Genomic DNA, 22,292 nt, shown 5'->3' on the forward strand with positions numbered 1-22,292 from the left:
GAACCCATGGATTTAATTAGGGGTGTTAATTTTTAATAAAGACAATACATCATTATTTCTTGCGATTAAAACAGATTTATTATTGCCTACGGTAATAAAGGCAGCATCTTTTACATCGCCATTTGCCCATAAGTTTGTATCTGCATTTGGTATGTAATTAAAATTTCTAGAATGGTCTCCCTTTAGTAAAATTCCATAGTTGGCATCGTTTCTGGGGGTTTCAACCTCAGAGCCAAATAAGTTGCCCAAAAGTAAAATATCTTGGTTTTTGTCATCATTAAAATCGTCTATCAAGATTTTGTTTACAGACGATAGTTGCGCTCTATTTTCAAAAGCATCAAATTCAAACGATCCGTTTTGGTTTCTTAAAATGGCCGATGCAAAGTAAGTAGCTTTGTAATTAATACTTTCTGATAGTTTGTCTCCGTAAATGTCTTTAATATTAGCCGATCCAAAATCGTTATAGGTTTTAAATTTATCTTTTATAAAAGGCATTTGTTGTGAAGAGCATTGTCTGCCCCTCACAGGATATATGTTATTTTCTTGACTGTATCCTAGTACAATATCATCTGTATTGTTGTTGTCAAAATCATTTACATATAAATAAAAAGGGTTGTCAAAACTTGCTTTGTATTTGTAGTTTAGCCCTAAATTTCCAGCGATAATATCTAAATCGCCATCATTGTCTATATCGTTAACCTCAACAGCACTCCACCAACCTACATGTTTTGATAGGCCGTATGTTTTAGACTCGTTGCTGAAAACCCCCGAATTGTTAATAAACAGTTCAATTGGCCCCCATTCGTTTGCGATTATTAAATCTTGGTCTCCATCTTTATCAATATCTGCCCAGGTAGAAGCTGTAATCATAGTGTGTTCTGTAAGTTCTGGAATAGCCTTTTGGGTAGCATCTTTAAACGCTATTTTTTCTTTTGTTGAGGTGTTTTCCAGCAAATAGCTGTTTACTGGTCGGCCGTAAAACCCGGGTTTTACACGGCCTCCAATAAAGAGGTCGATGTCTCCATCTTTATCAAAATCTGTTGCAGATACACGCAAACCACTCGATACTATTTTTGGTAAAGCTTTTGTGTTTTTTATAAAAGTACCGTTGCCTTTATTTTCATAAAAACGATCTAAATAGTAATTGTTGTTGGGCTCTAGTTCTGTACCTCCACTTATAACGTAAAGGTCGTTATCTCCATCGTTGTCGGCATCAAAGAATATGGCTCCTACATCTTCATGATTTTTATCTGCTGTAAAGATTTTGTTGATTTTGGTAAAAGTCCCGTTTTTGGTTTGAATATAAAGTGCACTTTTTTGGTTTTTTGCACCACCAATAAAGAAATCATCTAAACCATCGTTGTTTACATCGGCCACTGCTAGGGCTGGCCCTAGTTGAGACATCCGGTGCGGTAACAGTACTTCTTTTTCAAAGTCGTTAAAATCATTCTCTTTGTGTTTAAAGTCTATGCCTGAAGTATTAGTTATATCTGTAAATAATTCACTAGAAATTGTTTTGTGTTTGTTTTTTAAAGAGCCTTTATCTGTATAAGCTACATTAATGGTTTGGTTTGGTTTAATGTTGTATATACTATGCGAGGTATTGTCGTTCCAAATAACTTTTAAACTATCTATTGCCTGGTCTTGTTTTACTCCAAAATGTACGGCGTCTGCCATAGCCGATTGAAACCCTCTGGTAAAATGATTCTCAATGGTTTGGGTGTTAGATTTAGAATACAGTTTAACTCTTGCGCCAATAGCGTTAATGTTGTTGTTTGGCCCTTTTAGTTTAACCTTTAAATAGTTGTTGTTTGTTGCGTTGTTTTTGTATATGAAGGACATTCCGGAAGAATTGTTGACCACAATATCTAAGGTGCCGTCGTTGTTGAAATCTGCATAGGCAGCACCGTTTGAATTTGTTGGGTTTTGCGATATGCTTAATTTCTTGAAGGTTAAATCGCCATTATTTAAGTAAAAGTAGTTTTCTTTTTTTCGAGAAGGCATTTTAGATAGAAGATCGTTAATATAGCTTTCGGTTTCAATTCTTTTGTTTTTTATCACTTCGGCTTGTTTTGCTTTTTGGTAATTAACAAAATCGTTGTTTCTAAAATCGCCTTTAATGCCGTTTGATACAAATAGATCTTTTTGCCCATCGTTGTCCATGTCGAAAAACAGAGGTGCCCAACTCCAATCTGTGCTTGAAACACCTGCTATTTGCGCAACATCTGAGAACATTGGGATACCACTTTTTTTGTCAACACCATTATTTAATTGTAATGTATTGTACATGTATTGGTGGTGCAGGCCTAGGTTTGTGTTTCTGTAAAACCTTTCGGGATTCATACCGCTCATACTCGTTTTTTGGGAGAAGTTGTCTTCTGCCATCATATCTAAGGATATAATGTCTAAAAGTCCATCGTTGTTCATGTCAGCAATGTCATTGCCCATTGAGAAATTAGAGATATGTTTGAATGCCTGCAGCGAAACTTCATTGAAAGTCCCATTCTTATTGTTTAAGTACAGAAAGTCTTTTTCAGAAAAATCATTTCCAACATAGATATCTGGCCAGCTATCGTTATTTAAATCGGCTATAGCTACACCAAGCCCATAGCCAACCATGGTATTTATAATGTTTGCTTTATCGGTAACATCAACAAATTTTCCGTTGTTGTTTTTGTAGAGGCGATTACCTCTAAACTCAGATTTTTGATCGATTAAGTTAGCTAGATTGTTTTCGTCGTACATATCTATGCCGTGGTTTAGCAAAAACATATCTAAATCACCATCTTTATCGTAGTCAAAAAAGGTTGCTTGGGTTGTAAAATGAGGTAAATCCAGACCATATTTTTCTGCCTGATTTTCAAATTTGGGTTTGCCATTGCTGTCTATTCCTAAGTTAACCAATAATTCGTTTTTTCGTTTATTAGGATCTTTAATTTTTCCAGACTTGCAGTAGTAAATATCCATTAAGCCATCGTTATTTATGTCAACTAAAGTAACACCGGTACCAAAACCATAGCCGCCTTCTGCATTGGCAGTTTTGGTTATATCGTTAAACCTCATATTGCCTATGTTAAGGTATAAGGTGTTTTCTTTTGTACTATTAACAAAGTAAATATCTATTAGTCCGTCGTTGTTAAAATCTGCTGTGGCTACACCACCACCATTATAGTAATACTCATACAATAATCCGTTATTGCTTATATTTTCTTTAAGTTCGTTAAGAAAGAAAATACCTGTTTTTTCGGGAGGTAAGATTGTAAAGGCTTCTTTTTGTTCTTGAGTGTTTAATGGTGTTTCCTTTACGCTACTAGTATTGTTTCTTTTACAATTAAAAAACAGAAGAACTAGGCTTATTACAAATAATACTTTTTTCATTTTCTGAAAATTTTAACTTATACCAATTTAACCTTAAAATGTCGCTATAAATAGTTTCTTTTTTGTTTTTCCGTCGTTAAAAAATAAAACCGTAGCTATGGCTATGCTAATATTTTTTGCCTTGTTAAAACAAAAAATAATTCGATTTATCATCACGACATTTCAAAATTAAATTGGTATCAAAACAGAACCCATTTTATAGAAAATGGGTTCTGTTTTTTCAAATAAATATATTAAAAATTAATTATGTTTTTTGAATAATTAAATTAATTATAACCAGAATTTTGACTAAGATTTGAGTTTTTATCAATTTCGCCTTGTGGTATAGGAAACTTTAAGTTGGCATTGTTCCAGGTTCTGGTTTCCCAAATTTCTTTACCATCATCAATTAAGTTACCGTCGGTATCCATATCTACTCTGTAAATGGTTAGTACTTCAGGGGTTCCTGCAATATTCCAACGCCTTATATCCCAAAAGCGGTGTTCTTCAAAAGCGAGTTCCACTCTACGCTCACGCCTCACTCTTTCCCTAAGTTCAGACTGACTGCCAACAGCTATGGCGGGCATATTAACTCTATTTCTAACCATGTTAATAGCATCAACTGCCAACCCTAAATTGGTGTCAGATTCTATTAAAGCCTCGGCATAGTTTAGATAGACTTCTGCTAGCCTAATGTGTATCCAGTGTTGGGTGCTACGCTCTCTATGATTTCTATCTTCCTGCATCATTTTTTTTAGGCCATAACCTGTTCTTGTAAAGTCTCCGCTAGAGGCAATACCAGCAAAACCACCTGGTCTGAACTCCCAAGTTAGTCCTTTCCATTCTGAGCCATCGTATAGTATTGAGGCGTCAAATCTGGGGTCTCTACCTTCGTAAGGGTTGTTAGCATCGTAGCCTGAGCCAGCTTCTTCTGGTAATAAGCCGGTAGCTTGCATCTCATATTGATCTACCAAATTTTGAGTTGGGCCTGTGCCTCCCCAACCACTAACGGCTGCGGTAGATTTAGGTGTATTAAATAGATTTGCCCAATGTGTTTTATCTGGGTCGCTAAATTGGGTATCGAATATAACTTCTGATGCGCCATCGGTAACAAATACACTGCCATAATCACTGTCTAGCGTTCTTGATGTATTGTCTAAAACTTGTTTTGAGGCAATTGCTGATTCAGGGAATTTGCCTTCATACAATAATACACGTCCCTTTAATGCCATTGCAGCATCCCACGACCCTCGGGTAGATGATGCGCTAGTAGCATTAGTAAACAAATCGGCTGATGTGTCTAGCTCTGATACTATAAAGCTTAGAGTTTCTTCAGCTGTGTTTCTGGGCACCAACAAATCGTCTGTAAGTTCTTGCGGCACTGTTATTATTGGCACACCACCAAAAGTTCTTAAGAGCAAAGCGTAATAATAACCTCTTAAAAAATGGGCTTCGCCTTTTAATCGGTTATTAACTTCATCTGAGCCTTCAAGCTGATCGTAGTTTTGAATAAAATTATTCAATCGCCGTATTTGAAAATAGGCATTTCCCCACAGCCCGTTAAAAGGGGAACTGTTAGAGGTAATGTTTGCTGTATTTAATTGCGTGTTTGACGCTGGCCATGTGTACGAGTTTTCAGCATCGTCTGTTGCGGCATCTAGCATATACCAACCTCTGTTAAACCCATGAGGGATACTGTTGTAAACAGCATTTAAGAAGGTTTCTGCAAAAGCAGGATCTGTAAAAACCACTTCGGAAGATATAGCACCTTGAGGGTCAAATTCAATAGAATCACTAGTGCAAGAGTATTGTAGCATAACAAATGATCCTATAAAAAATAGTAATTTTATGTTCTTCATAATTTTTTTTTTAAAATTGTAAATTAATACCCAAGTTAAAAACCCTTTGCTGTGGGTAGAACCAGCCTCTAGTTTGAGGGTTTTCGGGGTCTAAATGCTTAATTTTAGACCAAGTTACTAAATTCCTTCCGTTTAGGTAAACACGTAATTTATTAATGCCAATTTTGTCTAAAGTTTTTTGTGGCAGCGAGTAGCCAATTTCTACATTTTTAAAACGAATATAATCTCCTGGTGTAATCCAGTAAGATGAGAACCGTTCGTTAACAGCATTATTTATTAGTGTTAACCTTGGGTAGCTGGCATTGGTGTTTATTACGTTTCCATCTGTTCCTATTTGAGCTCTGTCTAAGTGGCGGTCAAATACTTTTCCGCCATTAAAAAAGGCCCAAGCGGCTTCGTTTGCTAGGTACATATCAAAATTGGTAGCACCTTGGAATAGAGCAGAAAAATCGAATTGCTTGTATTCAAAGCCAAAATTTAACCCAAATGTGAATTCTGGTATGGTATTGTTCCCTATAAATGTTCTATCGTCATTATCCACTTTGCCATCTCCAGTTATATCTGCATATTTAATGTCTCCTGGTTGTGGGTTTTGGGTTTGATAAACCCCATCTGGAGCATTGGCATTCAAATCATCTATTTCTTGCTGGGTTAAAAACAGGCCTTCAGCTATAAAGCCAATCCGGGTGTTTGCGCCTATTTGTCTTCCTGTAAGTTTTCTCAAGGGGTCAACATCTTCGGCTTCTGCGATATCTATTATTTCGTTTTTCGCATAGCCCATATTGAAATTTGTATAGAAGTTAAAGTCTTTTACATTTCCTTTGTAATTTAAAACAATTTCAAAACCTCTGTTATCTATAATACCAATGTTTTCAAAAGGCAAAGAAGCTCCAAAAGTACTAGGAACTTGGAGTGCCCGGGTTGTTAAGATATCGCTTGTTCTTTTGTAAAAGATATCGGTCTCAATGGTTAAAGCGTTGTTTAGTAAACCAAGATCTATTCCTAAGTTATATGTTTTGGCTTTTTCCCAAGTAGTTGCAGGGTCTGGTAATCCGCTACTGGCAATGGTTTGCGCTACACTAGCATTGTCTATAAAAGGCCCGCCAAAGCCAAAAAATTCTAGATATCGAAATGCGCCTATACCAGAATCGTTACCTAGTTCACCATACGAAGCTCTAAATTTTAAGTTGCTTATAACGTTGGAATCTGCTAAAAAGTTTTCTTGTGAAGCTCTCCAAGCCAAAGAAACTGAAGGAAAAAAACCAAACCTTGAGTCTTTGCTGAATTTGTAAGACCCGTCATACCTTCCGTTAAACTCGAATAAATATTTATCATCGAAAGCGTACGTAAAACGGCCTGCATAACCTAAGATTCCGGTTTCTGAGGTACTGTTTGAGAGACTTCTTGTTTCGGCGTCGCCTGCAATAAAGAAATCAACGGCAGTACCAAGGATGTTGCTTATGCCACCATTTAAGCTGTTATTTTCTGTTACGGTTCTAGAGTAGATTATTTTAGCTCCAAAATCGTGTTTATCTATGGTTTTGTTATAGCCTAAAATGGCTTCGGTAACAAGTTTGTAGCCTTGACTTTGGCTTTCTGATAGACTAGCTGTTTCGCCTCGGGTGCTAGGTGTACTTATATCGAAAGTGCCATTGCTGGCATCAAAGGTTGTAAATGTTTTAGGAACGGAAAAACCTTTGTTTCTATAAGTTGCTCTGTCGTAGGCTACTTGGGTTATTAAATTTAAGCCTTCTAGAAAAGGAAAATCTATTTTTAATGCTATTTTAGATTGGAAATCAAAATTTTTGGTGTCTGCATATCCAACATCAATAGATGGTTGCAATGCAAATATGGAATAGCCTCCGTTTGAGTATTGGTTTACTTCGGTGGGAGGTGTTCTCATGACGTTAGAGAACAATGTTCCTGCTCCAATTCCTGGGCGGTTTCTAGTTTCAATGTTTCCGCTAAAATCAGTAGTAAGACTTATATTGTCGTTAATTTTGATATCTAAGTTTGATCTAAAGTTAAAACGATTAAAATTATTTCTGTCATATAGAGCGTCTTGGTATAGATAGCCTAGAGATGTGAAATATTTAATGCTATTGTTTTCGCTGCTACCACTTGAAGAGATGTCTATTGATTGCATTGGTGCGCTAGAGTCAAGTACCTCGTTTAGCCAATCTGTGTTAGGGTGCGTGTCTGGGTTTGAACCATCTCTAAACTTTTGAAGATCATCATCGGTGTAGGCCAAGGCAACTCCATCATTACTGTTTGCTTCATTTAATAAAGTGGCATAGCCATGCGAATCTAAAAAATCTGGTAATCTTGTTGGTTGCTGAATACCTGAATATAAATTTACATTAAACGTGTTTTTCCCTTTTCCTCTTTTGGTAGTAATTAAAACCACGCCGTTTGCGGCTCGCATGCCATATATAGCAGATGCGGCTGCATCTTTTAAAACACTTATGGTCTCTATATCGTTAGAGTTTATATTGTTTAAAGCTCTTGGAATACCATCAACTAAAATTAAAGGTGCGTTAGAGCCTAAAGTACTTATGCCTCGTATGTTAACCGAAGAGCTACCGCTACCGGGTTCGCCAGAACTTTGTATTGTAACAACACCAGCCAATCTTCCAGATAGTGCACTACTTACGCTTTCAGTACTGTTTTTTACTATATCTTCAGACTTTACTGTAGCGATTGACCCCGTTAAGTTTACTTTTTTCTGGGTGCCATAGCCAACAATAACTACCTCGTCTAATTCTGCGGTGTCTTCTTTTAATGTTATGTTTATTGTGGTTTGATTGTTAACAAGTACTTCTTGTGTTACAAAGCCAACATAAGAGAAAACCAATATATCGCTAGCATTAACGTCAATGGAGTAGTTTCCGTCAAAATCGGTAGTTGTTCCTGTGCTAGATCCTTTAACCAATATGGTTACTCCGGGTAACGGGTTGTTCTCGGCATCTAGTACTTGACCACTAACACTTGTTTGCAATGCATTTGCTTTTAGTTTGTAAACAGCATCATTGAAGCTTGCTTTATCAATCATTACGTTTTCGGTATTCAAGGCAATGCTTGTCGAACTGGTATTGCTTGCAAAGGTGTTTGTAAGGCATAGGCAAAGCAAAATGGAATAAATTTGTAAAATCCTGACAATGGGGATTCCAGAAAAAAAGAGTTTGGTTTTTTTCATACTGTTGTTTGGTTTAGTTAAAACGACTTTTTTGAATAGTTAGATATTACAAGTTTTAATAGTTGCAATGGTGCTCTTCAATGTTGTTTAATAATTGCGTTTTTTCAACTTACTTTGTGTTTTATAAAAACTTGTTTATAAGTTCTAAATTAAAAAAAATGTTAAAAAACTCACTTTTATTGTAAATTTTGTGTAAAAATTCAATAAAATCTTGTGAAATTATCTTTTCGTTAATTTATTTTCTAATAATTAGCTTAAATCTTGATAAATATCTTTTTTTTGTACAAAACATATCCTAAAGCTAAATAGAACATTACAGCAGATAAAGCATAAAGTAAAGACGATAATTTATCGCTTAAAAAAGAATGAACAAATATGTTGTTGTAGAGCCAAGCGTGAATGCTCTGTTGCTCATTCACTTTAATTAAGTAAAAGCATTTCGATATAAAACTGGACAAGAAAAAAATGGTAATAGCGTTAGAGCCAACATACTTAAAAATGGTGCCTAATTTAAATTGCAGTACATCGGTTAAATAGTAAATAACAGCTAAAATTAAGGTTGCCCATCCGCTGGTTACCAATACAAAGCTACTGCTCCAAATGGCTTTGTTAATAGGAAACCAAATACTAAAAAGATAACCGCAAACTAATAGCGATAGGGCAGTTGCCACTAAATAAACCAATTTATTAACTTTTGCATTAGCTAGGATACGCCCTACTAAAATACCCGAAATGCAGGTTGCAATGGCGGGTAATGTGCTTAAAATGCCTTCGGGGTCGTAATCGGGTTTCCACATGTGCTTTCCTAAAAGTTTTAAATCTATATAGTTTGCCCAATTATTTGGTGCTCGATCAAAAGTTGGTAAAGATCCGTCTGGTAATGGCACAAATCCTAAAATTAGCCAATAGCTTATTAATATGGATAGGCCTATTTTTAGTAAGGTTTTCCAATTGAAGTTCATAAACAAAATGGCAGAGATTAAAAACACGACACCTATACGTTGTAAAACCCCGGGGAATCTTAAAACTTCGAAATCTTTTATAAAAGGCGGATAGGGTAAAAACAAGCCTAAAAACAAACCGAGACCAATAAGTTTTAAACTGCGGATAACAATTTTTCTGTAGGTTGCCCCATGTTTTGGCTTGTTTTTGTAGGCAAACGAAATTGAAATGCCAACAATAAATAAAAAGAACGGAAACACCAAATCTGTTGGTGTTAGCCCATGCCAATTGGCGTGCAGCAATGGGGCATAAACTTTGCTCCATGTTCCTGGGGTGTTTACCAAAATCATTGCTGCAATGGTAAAGCCCCTAAGGATATCTACCGATTCTATTCTTTGTTTTGCGGCCATTTTATATGATGTTTCGCCAAATAAAAAATACGCCCATTAGTTGTCGTTATCTTCTTTAATGTTAAATATGCGTTCTTTGGTTTGCTTTAAGTAGTTTCTTCCGATAGGGATTCTTCTACCTGCAATTTCTATGGTGTTGCCTTCTAAAGCGGCGATTTTATTTATTGAAATATTATAGGAACGGTGTACGCGTATAAAGTTTGATTGGGGCAGCTCCTCAGAAATTGCGGTAAGCGATTTGTGCACTACGTAATCGCCAAGGGTTGTGGCTACTTTAATGTAATCTTTTAAGCTTTCAATAAACAGGATGTCGTTTAGGTTTACCTTGACGAGTTTTTTATCGACTTTTAAAAAGATATGGGGTTCTTGGTTTAAGCTAGAGCCCACAGAAGGAGTATTGCTGTGTTTTTGCTGATATACTTTGTTTATGGTTTTTAAAAAACGGTTAAAGGGTATGGGCTTTACCAAGTAGTCTAGCACGTCTAGCTCGAAACTTTTTACGGCATATTCTCTGTAAGCTGTGGTGATTACTATTAGTGGCCTGAAATTCAAATTTTCTATAAACGTAAAACCCGTCATTTGTGGCATGTTAATATCTAAAAAAACAAGGTCTATTTTTTCTTGTTGTAAAATATTAAAGGCTTTTAAGGGGTTGCAAAAGGTTCCAACAACATCAATATTATCGAACTTTGTTAAATGGTTTTCTATAACACTAATTGCCAAAGGTTCATCGTCTATTATAATGCACTTAATTTTCATCTTACTGGAATTTTTAAAAATAAACTGTAAATATTGTTTGTTACACTGGGTTTCAATACAAAATCTTTTGCGAATAAGAGTTTTAGCCGCCTAAGAGAATTCGATATTCCTATTCCTTTTTTTTCATCGTCTATGGTTAAAGGGTTGAAGTTGTTGGAAATTTTAAATTCAAGATATTTTCTGTTAACCATCTCAAAACTCATTTTTATGGTTATTTTATCATTGCCCTTCAATCCGTGCTTAAAACAGTTTTCAACAAAGGTAATAAGTAGTAGTGGGGGTACTTTAACATCTTCTAGGTCGCCAGTAATGCGCAATTCTGTGTCTATGCGGTCTTTAAATCTTAGGTTTTCAATATCTATGTAGTTGTTTATATGGTTTATTTCTTCAAGTAAGTCGGCTTTAGAGTTGGTTACATCGTAAAGTACATATTCCATCATATTGGATAGTTTTAAGATTAACCGGGGCAAGCTGCTGGATTTGTTTAGTGCCAGTGCATAAAGGTTGTTTAAGGTGTTGAAGAAAAAATGGGGCTGTACCTGGGTTCTTAAAAATTTTAGTTCTGTGCTTAATTGTAATTGAGAGAGTTGCTCGTTTCTTTTTTTCTCGATACTCCATTCTACAATAATCTTTATGGCCGTTGCAAATGCGATGACGTAAATTTGCCCAATAAATTCTGCAATAAAGTGGTTGAACATAGATTGGTTTGGCATGGTGGTGTACAAACCAATCCAAATTTCGTCTGAGACAAAGATTAAATTTAAGCAGAGCCTTGAAAAATAAGCTATTACTAGTGCCGCTATTAAACTTAATATAAAGGCGATGTATTTGCCTTTTAAAATGAATTTTGGGATGAGATAATAGATATTTAAGTAAACCAGTACGATGTGTATTGGGAATTCTACAAGATTGGATTTTAAAGAGTACAGAAAATCGTCATTATAGCTGCCCCATCTAATAACATTGAACACAAAATAGCAAAGCCAAAATATAATGTGATATTTAAGCGGAATGGTTGTCTTTATTTTGTTTTTAAATAGTGTGAAGCTATTTTTCATCTATCGATTGTTGTTCCTGTTTTTTATTTTAAAAGGGATTTAATTGGGTGTTATATGAAACAGGTTAACGCTATTGTTGTTGTTTGTTACTAGCAATATGGTGTCTTTTTTTCTGTTTATGGAAATGATGCTTTTTGAGTTGCCAACGTTTACAAACCCTGTTTTGTCCATGTTCATTAATTTAAGGTTTTTGTCTTTGTAGGTTAAAATACTACCTAAAGAGGCATCATAGCGCACGGTTTCTACCTCGGCATTGTAATGGTTGCCAATGGCTATGATTTCTTTGTTGTTGTCGTTGTTAATATCCACAAACTCAAAATCCATAATTGGAGCAATTTGAAGCATTTTCGGCAAGCTTTTAATAGTGAAATTGCCATTGCCATTGTTTTCTAATAACACACTATTTAACATGTGCACTTTAAGGTGGAGGGCTTTATCTAGGGCTTCTTTTCCGTAAATATCTTCTAGTGTGGCTTCGGCAAATTCGTTAAATGTAGGGAACTTGTCTTTAATAAATGGCATTTGTTGCGAAGAGCATTCTCGACCTCGCGATGGTACAAGTGTGCCTTTGTAGTTTGAGGTTAAAACAATATCGTAAGTGCCAGAGCTGTCAAAATCATCACAAAATACATGAAACGGTTTTTTTGTGCTGGCTTTGTATTTTGTGTTTAGCCCTAGGTTGCCAACAAAATAATCGGTGTCTCCATCATTGTCTATATCTGTACTTTCAATAGAGAACCAAAGGCCTTCGGTGTTTTTTAACGACTCGTTTACTTGGGGTTTAAAGGTGCCGTTGTGGTTTTCTAATATTGTAATTGGCATCCATTCTCCTACAAGAATTAAGTCCTCATCATTATCATTATCATAATCTGAAAATAGGGCATCGGTAACTAACCCAATGTTTTTAATTGCAGGTGCCACGGATTCGGTTTTATTGTAAAACTTACCGTTTTCGTTTATCAAAATATACGATTCTGGCGCATACGGATATTTATTGGGTATTACCCTGCCGCCTACAAACAAGTCTAAATCGCCATCGCCATCAATATCAGATGCTTTAATGGCTTGCCCGCTTGTATTCATTTGTGGGAGTATGTTTTTGCCTTTGCTAAAATTGCCTTTGCCATCGTTTATATAAACTCTGTCTTGGTACAAGCTGCTGTTTTCTTCAAATTCAGCTCCGCCGCTTACTATATACAGATCGCTATCGTTGTCATTGTCAATATCTATAAAGAGCACGCCCAAATCTTCGTATTGTTTATCGTCTTGCCAAGTTTTGGTGTTATGTTTTACAAAGTTTCCATTTTTATTTTGCAAGTATAATTCGCCACTTTGGTCTTTGGCACCGCCAATAAAAAAATCTTCTAACCCGTCTCCGTTAACATCTGCTTTGTCAATAAACGGTCCATTGGTAGATTGGCTGTGGGGCAGTAAGATTTGTTCTTTGTAGTCGTTAAATTCGTTTTCTTTATGCTTGTAAGCAATACCAAGTTGCGATGGGTTAACGCTTTTTAACAATGTTTTTGTGTTTTCTTTATTGTTGTTTTTAGGGGGTGTTGCGCTTTCTTGATTTACTGTAATGATTTGATTGGCTTTTACGTTTGTAAGTGTTGTGGTTTTTTGGTTTGGCCATTCAATTACAATCTCATCTATAATTTTAGCATCGCCAAGGCCAAAATTAATAACGTTTTGTACCGAGGATATAAACCCTCTGCTGGTATATAGTTCTTGGTATTGCTTGATGTTATTTGCCGTTATGGTTATTTTGGAACCGATGGCAAATGTGTTTTTTGCACCACCATTTAACGTAATTTGAATAAAATTATTGGTGTCGTTGTTTTTATAGAGTAGGGGTGTATCGTTTATGTTGTTAATAACCAAATCGAGATCGCCATCGTTATCAAAATCAGCATAAGCAGCACCGTTGGATTGTGTTTTTTCTTTTAATCCCCAATTGTCCGGGTTTTTGGTAAAGTTTAGGTTGCCTTCGTTTTTAAAGCCGTAATTTCTTAGTTTTGTAGAAGGTTGTAAATCGGTTATTTCTTTAAAGCTGGGTTTGTTTTTTTCTGCAAACCTTCTTTTTAACTCTGTTCTAAAATCTTGGTTGGCCATGTCTTTCAAGATGCCATTGGTAACAAAAATATCTTTTAAGCCATCGTTATCGAAATCTGCAATTAAAGGAGCCCAACTCCAATCTGTTTTAGCTAAGCCGCTTATTTGTGCAATTTCGCTAAACCTTCCATTACCTCTGTTAAGCTGCAAAGTGTTTACCATATATTGGTGGTGGTAGTTGTTTTTAACTAAATTGTAAAAGTTATCGGTATTCATTGTGGCCATGTTTTGCTTGCTTCGAACGTGGTCTTCAGATGCCATTTCAAGTACGAATAGATCGGGATTTAAATCGTTGTTTAAATCGGCATAATCAGAGCCCATACTGCTAAAAGAAATGTGCTTTATCCGGTCTAAAATTTCATTGGTAAACGTGCCGTTTTTGTTGTTTATATAAAGCATATCTGGGGTTAAGAAATCGTTACATACATAAACATCTGGCCAACCATCACCATTAAAATCGCCAATAGATGCGCTTAGCCCAAAGGTTTTGTTAACCATTCCTGCAGGGTGTGTTATTTCTGTAAAATAAGTGCCGTCGTTTCTGTATAATATATCAGAACTGAATCGCGAATAATCTTTTTCAATGCTCATATTTAACCTGCCAGTGTTTTCAAAATCTGGTCTGTGGCTTACAAGGTACATGTCTAAATCGCCATCTTTGTCGAAATCAAAAAAATAAGATTGTGTGCTAAATCCAGGGTTATCAATTTTCCATGCTTTGGCTTGATCAATAAATGTATTGTTTTTTTGATTGATAAATAGTTTGTTTGTTCTTAGTGCATTGGCATTTCTGCTTCCGGACTTGCAAATGTATATATCCAGCCAACCGTCGTTGTTAATATCAACAACTGATACGCCATTGGACCATCCTGTAGCATCGGCTAATCCAGATGTTTCGGTAATATCCTTAAATTTAAAATCACCTTCATTAAGATAGAGCTTGTTAGAATTTTGATTGGAAACAAAAAATACATCAACTAAACCATCATTATTAAAATCTGCAGTGGCAACGCCTCCGCCATTGTATATGTTTCCGTAATTCAAAAAATTAAGGTCTGCTGTTTCTTCTACATTATTCTTAAAATCAAAGGTGGTTTTAGTGTTAGGAACTAAAGAAAATAGGGTATTGCTGTCTGAAGGTTTCTTGTTTAAAGTCTTTAGGGTTTTGTAAGATTTGTTTTGGTTGCAACTAACAAGAATAAATGCAAGTATAATTAGGGAAATCGTTTTTTTCAAAGCACTATTTTTTAATAATTAATTTATCGATAAATATAAAAAATAAAAAAGGGAGAATTTATATGATTCTCCCTTTTAACAATTTTAGTTTTAATTATTGTATCTAATTTTGCTTAGCCCACCATAGTGGTGTATGTACGGCGTCTGGACCGCCTAGTAGTTGTACTGCTTGTGCATGACCAGCAGGTACATTGTTTACAAAAGAAGAAGGGAATTTTAAGCGTTGGCCAAAGAAATTAACTTGGTTGGACATTACGTTTCCAGGGGTTAGCTGTGGTAGGTCTGGAATTGGGTTTTCTACCGCAGGATTCTCAAAGAAAGGTAAGCCTAAGCGTCTGTGGTCGCTCCAGGTTTCTAGTGGTAACCAAGGGGTTTGTGCAATGAATTTTTGTGTAATGATTTTATTTAAATGATCATTTTTTACACTGCCTCCTTTGTAAATGGTGTTTTCAGGATACTTGTAATTGTATGTTGCGTCTGCACCTGTGTAGCCATTTTTATAGTCCATAGTAACCGTTGCTGGAGGTTCTGTGGTATGATCCCAGTTAACTGATGTGCCAGCGTTGTTGTAATCTTGAGATGCAAGATAGTCTGTTAAGTGGTCTGAAACCCCAAAGTAAGCAAAGCTGTCTGCTATACCAGCTTCGTAAGCAGCTTTGCCACTCATTGGTGTGCTCCATCCTTTAACTGCAGCTTCAGCAATCAAGAAATGTGTTTCCCAAGATGCGAAAAATACACGACCGTCGTTTTCACCACCTCTAAAACGGTGAGCTAAACGCGGGTAGGATCCTGTGGAACGTAGTTGGTTTTTAGCACCTTTATCTCCCCAGTCTCCTGCTGCAAAGGCATTCCAAGAAAATGCTGCATCAATTGTAATGTCGTCGGTTTCTCCGTTTTCATCATTATCAGATTCTCCTATAATTAATTTTCTTTCAGACTCGGCATGACTGTTGCTCCATGTTGGGTAATTGTTGTACTCTGGGTCTTTAAGGTTTCCTGGAATAGGGTAAGTTTTGTAGCCTCTTGGATCTACCGTGTTTGGTAGGCCGTCTAGCCAGAAACCTGCAGCGGGATCGTTGGTTAATAGAGAAAAGTGATCTTCAAATCGCAATCCTAAATAATTAGCTGGTGTAAGATTTATTTGCTCATCAATAGGTAATTGATCATCAGGTAATTGATCATCAGGGAATTGGTCTTCAGATGTTACACCACCTAAGCCAACAGTTAAGTTCTTATAGGCAGCAGACATATAGTGGCTGTTCCATTGTCTTGACATTACATTGGTGTAATCATTCCACCCGCCATCTTCTTTAACTTTTAAGTCGTCTGCAGGAGAATCAATAATAAACCCACTGGATGCGGCAGCTTCAAAATGAGATTTTGCTTTAGCGGCATCTACTTCTGAGATTCGCATAGCCAAACGCATTCTTAATGAGTTGCCGTACTTTTTCCATTTTGTGTAATCGTAACCAAAAGCAGGGTCTAGGTCTCCACTAGGTGCAAAAGTATTTGTTTCGTCCAATTTGCTGGTTGCATCTGCTAATTCGTTCAGCATAAAGTCGTAAACATCTTCTACGCTATTATATTCTGGGTTTACTCCCTGAAATCCATTTATTGGTATTGGGCCAAAGTTATCAGTCATTTCGCTCATAACATAAGCCCTCCAAATTCTAGCGATTTGCAGCATGTTATTTGTGTATTCTTTTACATTGCCTTCTGCTATTTTGCCTTCTGCAACAGAAACGGCAGTGTTAATGTCTCTTAGCCATCTGGAAACATAATCTTGGAAATAATCGCTTGTCCAGCCATCATTGGATCCGCCTTCAGATAAGGTGCCTAATCTGGCGGTTCTACCGGCATCCATCCAGTACAACACGAATATACGCTCAGAGATGTGCGGGTTTTGTTGCGTGCCTCCAATAGATCTGTTAATTAGAAACTCGACTTCAACTTGGTCTGCTGTAACAGCCAAGGGGTTTTCGTTGATTTCTTCGAAGTCACTACAAGAAAAAATCAGTAGCATGGCACTAAGCAATGCAAAGGGTTTAAACATTTTTTTCATAATTTTCAATTTTTTTATTTTTAAAATTTAGCAGACACATTAAAAAATACTGTACGCGTTGTTGGTGATGAAAGATATTCAAAACCAGTTGCGTTAGAGCCTGTAGCAAAAACAGATTCTGGGTCAACACCGTTTAAGTGGCTGGAAATCATCCAAACATTATTAGCCGACACCCCTACTTTTAGCCCTTGGAAAGGGGTTTTGTCTAGGAAGTTTGATTTAAAGTCGTATGTTAAACTTACGTTTCTTAATCTTACGTGCGTAGCATCATATACATTGGCCTCGTTTATACCTAAATTACCAGAGCGTCCTGTAATTGCTGCCCAATAGTTTTGAGGTGTAGCCCCTGTGGTATTTTCGATAAAATTACCTGAGCCATCATCAACAACACCATCAAATACAATATCATTTCTATTTCCATTAATTACTGTTATTGCAGCTAAGCCTGTTTGTTGCATTTCGTGGTTTGTACCAGAGAAAATTTCGCCACCAATGCTTGCGCTAAATTGCAGGCCTAATGAGAAGTTTTTGTATTTGAATAAATTTGTTAGGCCTAATAAAGCATCTGGTTGTTGTGATCCTAAAACGTGTTTGTCTGTAGATGGTAGTGGTAAGCCATCGCTATCTACTATTATTCTTCCAAAGTTAGGGTCTGTTTCATCTTCAACTCTTCTGTACTTGGTTCCCCAAATTACACCATAGTCGCCTCCTACTTCAGCCAATACAGCTAAATTATCAAATCCTCCTAAGTTAAATTGGGTAACATCTTCAGACAATTCATTAATGGTGTTTTCGTTTTTAGAGTAGTTAATGTCCATATCCCAAGAAAAGCCATCTTCGTTATCGAATATCTTTGTTTTTAAAGTTAACTCAAAACCTTTGTTTTCTATATCGCCAGCATTAATGATTTTACTGTTAAAGCCACTTAAAGGGTCAAGAGGAATAGGAATTAATTGATTGGTTGCATTAGATTTATAATATGTAAAATCCACGCCGATTCTGTTGTTTAAAAATCGTGCTTCTAAACCAAATTCGGTTTCTTTTATTAACTCATTAACCACATTAGGGTCAAATAAGGTGTTTCCTGTGGTTGCAGTAGTGTTTCCAAAAGGGTCGTTACCAATAGAAAAAGCGTTAACCAATCTAAAAGGAGCTAAATCATTACCTACTTCAGCATAAGAGGCTCTAACTTTAGCAAAGGTTAACCAATTAGGCAGTTCGCCACCTTCTTTAGTTATCATGTCAGAGATAACTAATGAGCCGCTGGCAGAAGGGTAGAAGAACGATCTGTTTTGTTTGCTTAGAGATGATGTCCAGTCGTTACGTCCTGTAAACTCTAAAAAGGCATAGCCGTCGTAATTTATCTGGAATACACCGTAGGCAGAATTTATCTTTTTATTGCTAAACGATTGCGATACCCCTGCTGGATTTACACCATTGTTTAAGCTAAATAAATTGGGCACTACCAAGTTGCCAGAATTACTGCTTATGCCACTTCGTTCTGTGGACATTAAATTGCCACCAAGGGTTAATGCACCTCCAAATTTACCTAAAATATTATCTTTGGATGCTGTAATTAAAGCACTGTAATTTTGCTCGATAAAGGTGTTTTTACCTAAACTGTAACGGCCGGTCTCAGTACTTGGGCTACCCGAGAACACTTTGGTTTCTGTGTTTGTGGTGTATAAATCGGCACCACCTTTAATTTCTGCAGTTAGCCAATCGTTAAATTCGTGTTTTAAAGATCCTGTTAACACAAAACGATCTCTAGAATCTTCTTTTAAGTTGTTGTAAACTAACCAGTATGGGTTTACTTGAGAGGTGTTGTCGTCATACCATAATTGGTTGCCAAACTCATCAGATCCTTGGTTGGCAGAAAATTTTCTAATATCTAAAGATCTAGGGAAATTAACTATGGTGCTGTAAGAGTTAAATGAATTTAAACCATTTCGTGGTCTGTTATTAGCTGTGGTTTTATTGTATTGTACCTTAGTGTCTAAGGTCCAGTTTTTAGTTTCGCCAAATTTTGAAACTCCTCTTGCGATTAGGTTTAAGCGTTCTAAAGTCGCTCCAGGAATGTTACTGTCGTCTTTTAGGTAATTAGCAGAGGTATATAAAGACGTGCCATCACTTACTTGGTTTTGAAACGAAAGGCTATGGTTTTGGCTAAAACCGCTTTTGTAGAAGTTGTCAATGTTGTTGTAGGCGTTAAAAACAACATCGCCATTTACAGGCCCTGTTTCTGTTTGCCCTGCAATTCTTGGCCCCCAGCTGGAACCGCTTAGCTCATCATATACGCCTACAGAACCTTGTCCAAAATCACTTTGTAAATCTGGTGTTAAGAATATGGTTTGAAAGCCTGTAGTTACCGAATAGGAAATTCCAAGTCCTTTTTGAGCTTTACCCGTTTTGGTGGTAATTAAAATAACACCATTACCTGCACGAGAACCATACAAGGCAGCAGCAGATGCTCCTTTAAGTACCGATAAGGTTTCAATATCGTCTGGATTTATATCGGCTAGACCGTTACCAAAATCTTCACCAGGGTTGAAGAAGGAGTTGTTTGATGCACCAGTAAAGTTATCCAAAGGCACGCCATCGACAACTATTAGTGGTTGGTTGTCTCCTGTTAGAGAGCTAAAGCCTCGAAGTACAATTTTAGAAGACCCTGCAGGACCTCCACTACCTTTAATAACTTGCAGGCCAGTGATTTTACCGGATAAAGCATTAACCATATTTGGTTCTCTTGCCTCGGCTACTGAGGCTCCTTTGATTTCCTGAACGGAGTACCCTAAAGATTTACGTTCTCTTTTAATACCAAGGGCAGTTACAACTACTTCGTCCAATTGGCTAGCATCTTCTTCTAAAGCCACGTTAATTGTTGTTTGGTTGTTTACAGCTACCTCTTGGTTGGTATAGCCAATATAGGAAACCACCAAAATAGCAGTAGAGCTAGAAACGGTAATGCTGTAGTTTCCATCAAAATCTGTAGAGACACCATTAGTTGTGCCTTTTTCAACTACATTTGCTCCACCAAGTGGAATTCCAGTTGCACTATCTGTAACAGTGCCTGTAATAGTGTTTTGGGCTTGAATACTTTGCATGCTAAACAAGCAAAGCACAAACATTAGATTTAGTAATTTTTGAATCATAATTTTTTTTTGATTTAGTTTTTAATTCTGATTGCTTCAAGACATCTTCTTGAGGGGATTAATTTAGTTTAAGTGTTTTTGTTATTATCATTTTTGTACATAGTTTTGGATGTTTAGTTTAAAAATTAATGAATATGCAAAATATTTAATTATAATCTTGATATAAAAAATAATATATATACAACATATATTTAATGACGAACAACTACTAACGGCCTATTAAAGGTATTAAAAAAGTTATGTGTAAGAGCACAATTTAAATCAAGTAAACAATAGCAATTCGGTACTTGTAAATCAATACAAATCTGAGTTTTAAAAATACTAATATAAAAACAAACCCAATAAAAAAAACAACTTTTTTAGTTAAATTTTTTAGTAACTTGCTACATTGTTGTTTCGCATAAACAAATAAAACCCTAAATTGTCCTTTAACTTAATATTAAGCTAAACCCCTGATTTTTTATAATAAGTACAGGGTTTAAAACAAACCCTAGATATTATTTAACTAACTTTAGGCCTATTAGCTATGGCATTATGTAATTTTGTAAATTGCGTGCTTTTAAAATAAACTTTTAACATCTATGGTTACTTTAAAACAATTGGCAAAAGAGTTAAATGTTTCTATATCTACGGTTTCAAAAGCATTAAACAATAGCGATGAAATAGGAGAAGAAACCATAAAGCGGGTTAAAGAACTCGCCAATTTGTACAACTACAAACCCAATAAGGTAGCTTTAAGCTTAAAACAAAACCGCACCAACACCATAGGTGTAATTATACCAGACATACTCAACCATTTTTTAGCCAAGGTTTTGTTTGGCATAGAGCGCGAGGCGGCACAGCACGGTTATAACATAATGACCTGTATTTCTAACGAATCTTTAAAAAAGGAAAAAGAGAGCCTACAATTACTAGCCAACGGAAGCGTTGATGGCTTTATACTCTGTTTATCTGAAGAAACACAAATAAAAAACGAAATCGATCATTTTAAACAAACCATAAGCCAAGGCCTGCCCATAGTAATGTTTGATAGAGTGGCACACGATGTTATGTGCGATAAGGTAATTGTAGATGATTTCGATGCTACTTATAGGGCCACCAAAAACCTGCTTAACGAAGGCAGAAAGCAATTGGCGTTTATTAGCAATATTTACGATTTAAGTGTAGGTAAGCTAAGGGAACGGGGTTACCAAAAAGCTATTTTAGAAAACCCAGAGCTAAAACCAGTTGTGCTAAATTTAACAAAAGAAGACAACCCCCAAGAAACTATTATGGCATTTATGAAACATCATAAAAACATTGATGCCGTAATTGCAGCCGATAGCGCTTCTGGGGTTATAGCCATTAATGCCGCCGTTTCATTTGGACTTAAAGTACCAAGAGACATCTCTGTAGTTGGTTTTGCTAGCCAATCGGTCTCCTACCATTCCCTGCCTAGGCTAACCACTATTAGGCAACATGCCAAAGAAATTGGTGCAAATGCTGCACAAATGCTAATTAAAAGAATGCAGAACCTAAATGCAGGCCATTACGATTTTAAAACAAAAATAGTAAAAACAAGCTTGGTTGAAAACGGTTCTACTTTGTAAGTTTTTAACAAAGAATTATTGGTAAAATTCACGTATTTTATGTATTTAATCGGTTAAAAATGTATTTTGTCGATTTTATTTCTTTTATCAAGTAGTTTAAAGCTACATTAGCTTTCCTTAATTAGCGCACCCATAATCTCCCTCAGCTAATTAAAGTTTAATTAATCCATTCTTAGGGCTTTTTTAGCCTTCTCCCTCGTAGCAAATATAAAATCTATACGGCTTTAACGTATTCGATTTTAAGTTATTAATCCATTTTCCCTAGTTAAAGGATTTTGATTTTTTAGTCAAAAACCTTCGATAAGATTTTAATATTAATAGTGAAAAATAAATTTTAACCTAAAATCAAATTAATTATGAAAGCTTTAAAAATTACTTTATTATTGGCATTACTTGTAACTGTATTCGCATCTTGTACAAAACAAGATTTAAACGAAGATGATGTTTTGTCCTCACCGGAAACCGAAGAGACATTGTTTACTGGCGGTAGCGGTCAAGACTAAATGTAACAATATCACAAAAAAAAAGTAAAGTCCCCAGGCAAATAGCTTGGGGACTTT

11 protein-coding genes are annotated in these 22,292 nt (G+C 36.1%); 2 read left to right on the top strand and 9 right to left on the bottom strand.

Annotated elements, in window-relative coordinates:
• Positions 1-12: 12 nt before the first annotated feature.
• The 9 genes from ACFSQS_RS05865 to ACFSQS_RS05905 form a co-directional block, all read right to left on the bottom strand.
• On the bottom strand, positions 13-3,378 hold the full coding sequence (locus ACFSQS_RS05865) for a VCBS repeat-containing protein (RefSeq protein WP_388015560.1): 3,366 nt from the start codon (positions 3,376-3,378) through the stop codon (positions 13-15).
• Positions 3,379-3,644: 266 nt separating this feature from the next.
• Positions 3,645-5,216, bottom strand: coding sequence for a RagB/SusD family nutrient uptake outer membrane protein (locus ACFSQS_RS05870; protein ID WP_388015563.1), 1,572 nt, complete (start codon positions 5,214-5,216; stop codon positions 3,645-3,647).
• Between the two features lie 10 nt (positions 5,217-5,226).
• Positions 5,227-8,412, bottom strand: a complete 3,186-nt coding sequence (locus tag ACFSQS_RS05875; protein ID WP_388015566.1) for a SusC/RagA family TonB-linked outer membrane protein — start codon at positions 8,410-8,412, stop codon at positions 5,227-5,229.
• A gap of 254 nt (positions 8,413-8,666) precedes the next feature.
• Positions 8,667-9,764, bottom strand: a complete 1,098-nt coding sequence (locus tag ACFSQS_RS05880) for an acyltransferase family protein (RefSeq protein WP_388015569.1) — start codon at positions 9,762-9,764, stop codon at positions 8,667-8,669.
• A 36-nt stretch (positions 9,765-9,800) separates the two neighbouring features.
• On the bottom strand, positions 9,801-10,523 hold the full coding sequence (locus ACFSQS_RS05885) for a LytR/AlgR family response regulator transcription factor (protein ID WP_388015572.1): 723 nt from the start codon (positions 10,521-10,523) through the stop codon (positions 9,801-9,803).
• The gene (locus tag ACFSQS_RS05890) at positions 10,520-11,581 is read right to left on the bottom strand and encodes a sensor histidine kinase (protein WP_388015575.1); all 1,062 of its coding nucleotides are present in this window, start codon (positions 11,579-11,581) and stop codon (positions 10,520-10,522) included. Before ACFSQS_RS05890 ends, ACFSQS_RS05885 begins: the two co-directional genes overlap by 4 nt.
• 39 nt (positions 11,582-11,620) lie before the next feature.
• Positions 11,621-14,929 carry a VCBS repeat-containing protein gene (locus ACFSQS_RS05895; RefSeq protein WP_388015578.1) on the bottom strand — a complete coding sequence of 1,103 codons (3,309 nt, stop codon included), beginning with the start codon at positions 14,927-14,929 and terminating at the stop codon, positions 11,621-11,623.
• A gap of 103 nt (positions 14,930-15,032) precedes the next feature.
• Positions 15,033-16,991 (bottom strand): SusD/RagB family nutrient-binding outer membrane lipoprotein, encoded by a 1,959-nt coding sequence (locus tag ACFSQS_RS05900; RefSeq protein WP_388015581.1) that lies wholly within the window; start codon positions 16,989-16,991, stop codon positions 15,033-15,035.
• Between the two features lie 20 nt (positions 16,992-17,011).
• Positions 17,012-20,143, bottom strand: a complete 3,132-nt coding sequence (locus ACFSQS_RS05905; RefSeq protein ID WP_388015584.1) for a SusC/RagA family TonB-linked outer membrane protein — start codon at positions 20,141-20,143, stop codon at positions 17,012-17,014.
• Between the two features lie 581 nt (positions 20,144-20,724).
• Here ACFSQS_RS05905 and ACFSQS_RS05910 point away from each other — a divergent pair.
• Together ACFSQS_RS05910 and ACFSQS_RS05915 are read left to right on the top strand one after the other, a co-directional pair.
• Positions 20,725-21,732: a LacI family DNA-binding transcriptional regulator gene (locus ACFSQS_RS05910; protein ID WP_388015587.1), complete on the top strand. Its 1,008-nt coding sequence runs from the start codon at positions 20,725-20,727 to the stop codon at positions 21,730-21,732.
• Between the two features lie 356 nt (positions 21,733-22,088).
• The gene (locus ACFSQS_RS05915; RefSeq protein WP_388015590.1) at positions 22,089-22,235 is read left to right on the top strand and encodes a hypothetical protein; all 147 of its coding nucleotides are present in this window, start codon (positions 22,089-22,091) and stop codon (positions 22,233-22,235) included.
• Positions 22,236-22,292 lie beyond the last annotated feature (57 nt).

The organism is Gelatiniphilus marinus (assembly GCF_042684345.1).
In the GTDB taxonomy this organism is placed as follows: domain Bacteria; phylum Bacteroidota; class Bacteroidia; order Flavobacteriales; family Flavobacteriaceae; genus Gelatiniphilus; species Gelatiniphilus marinus.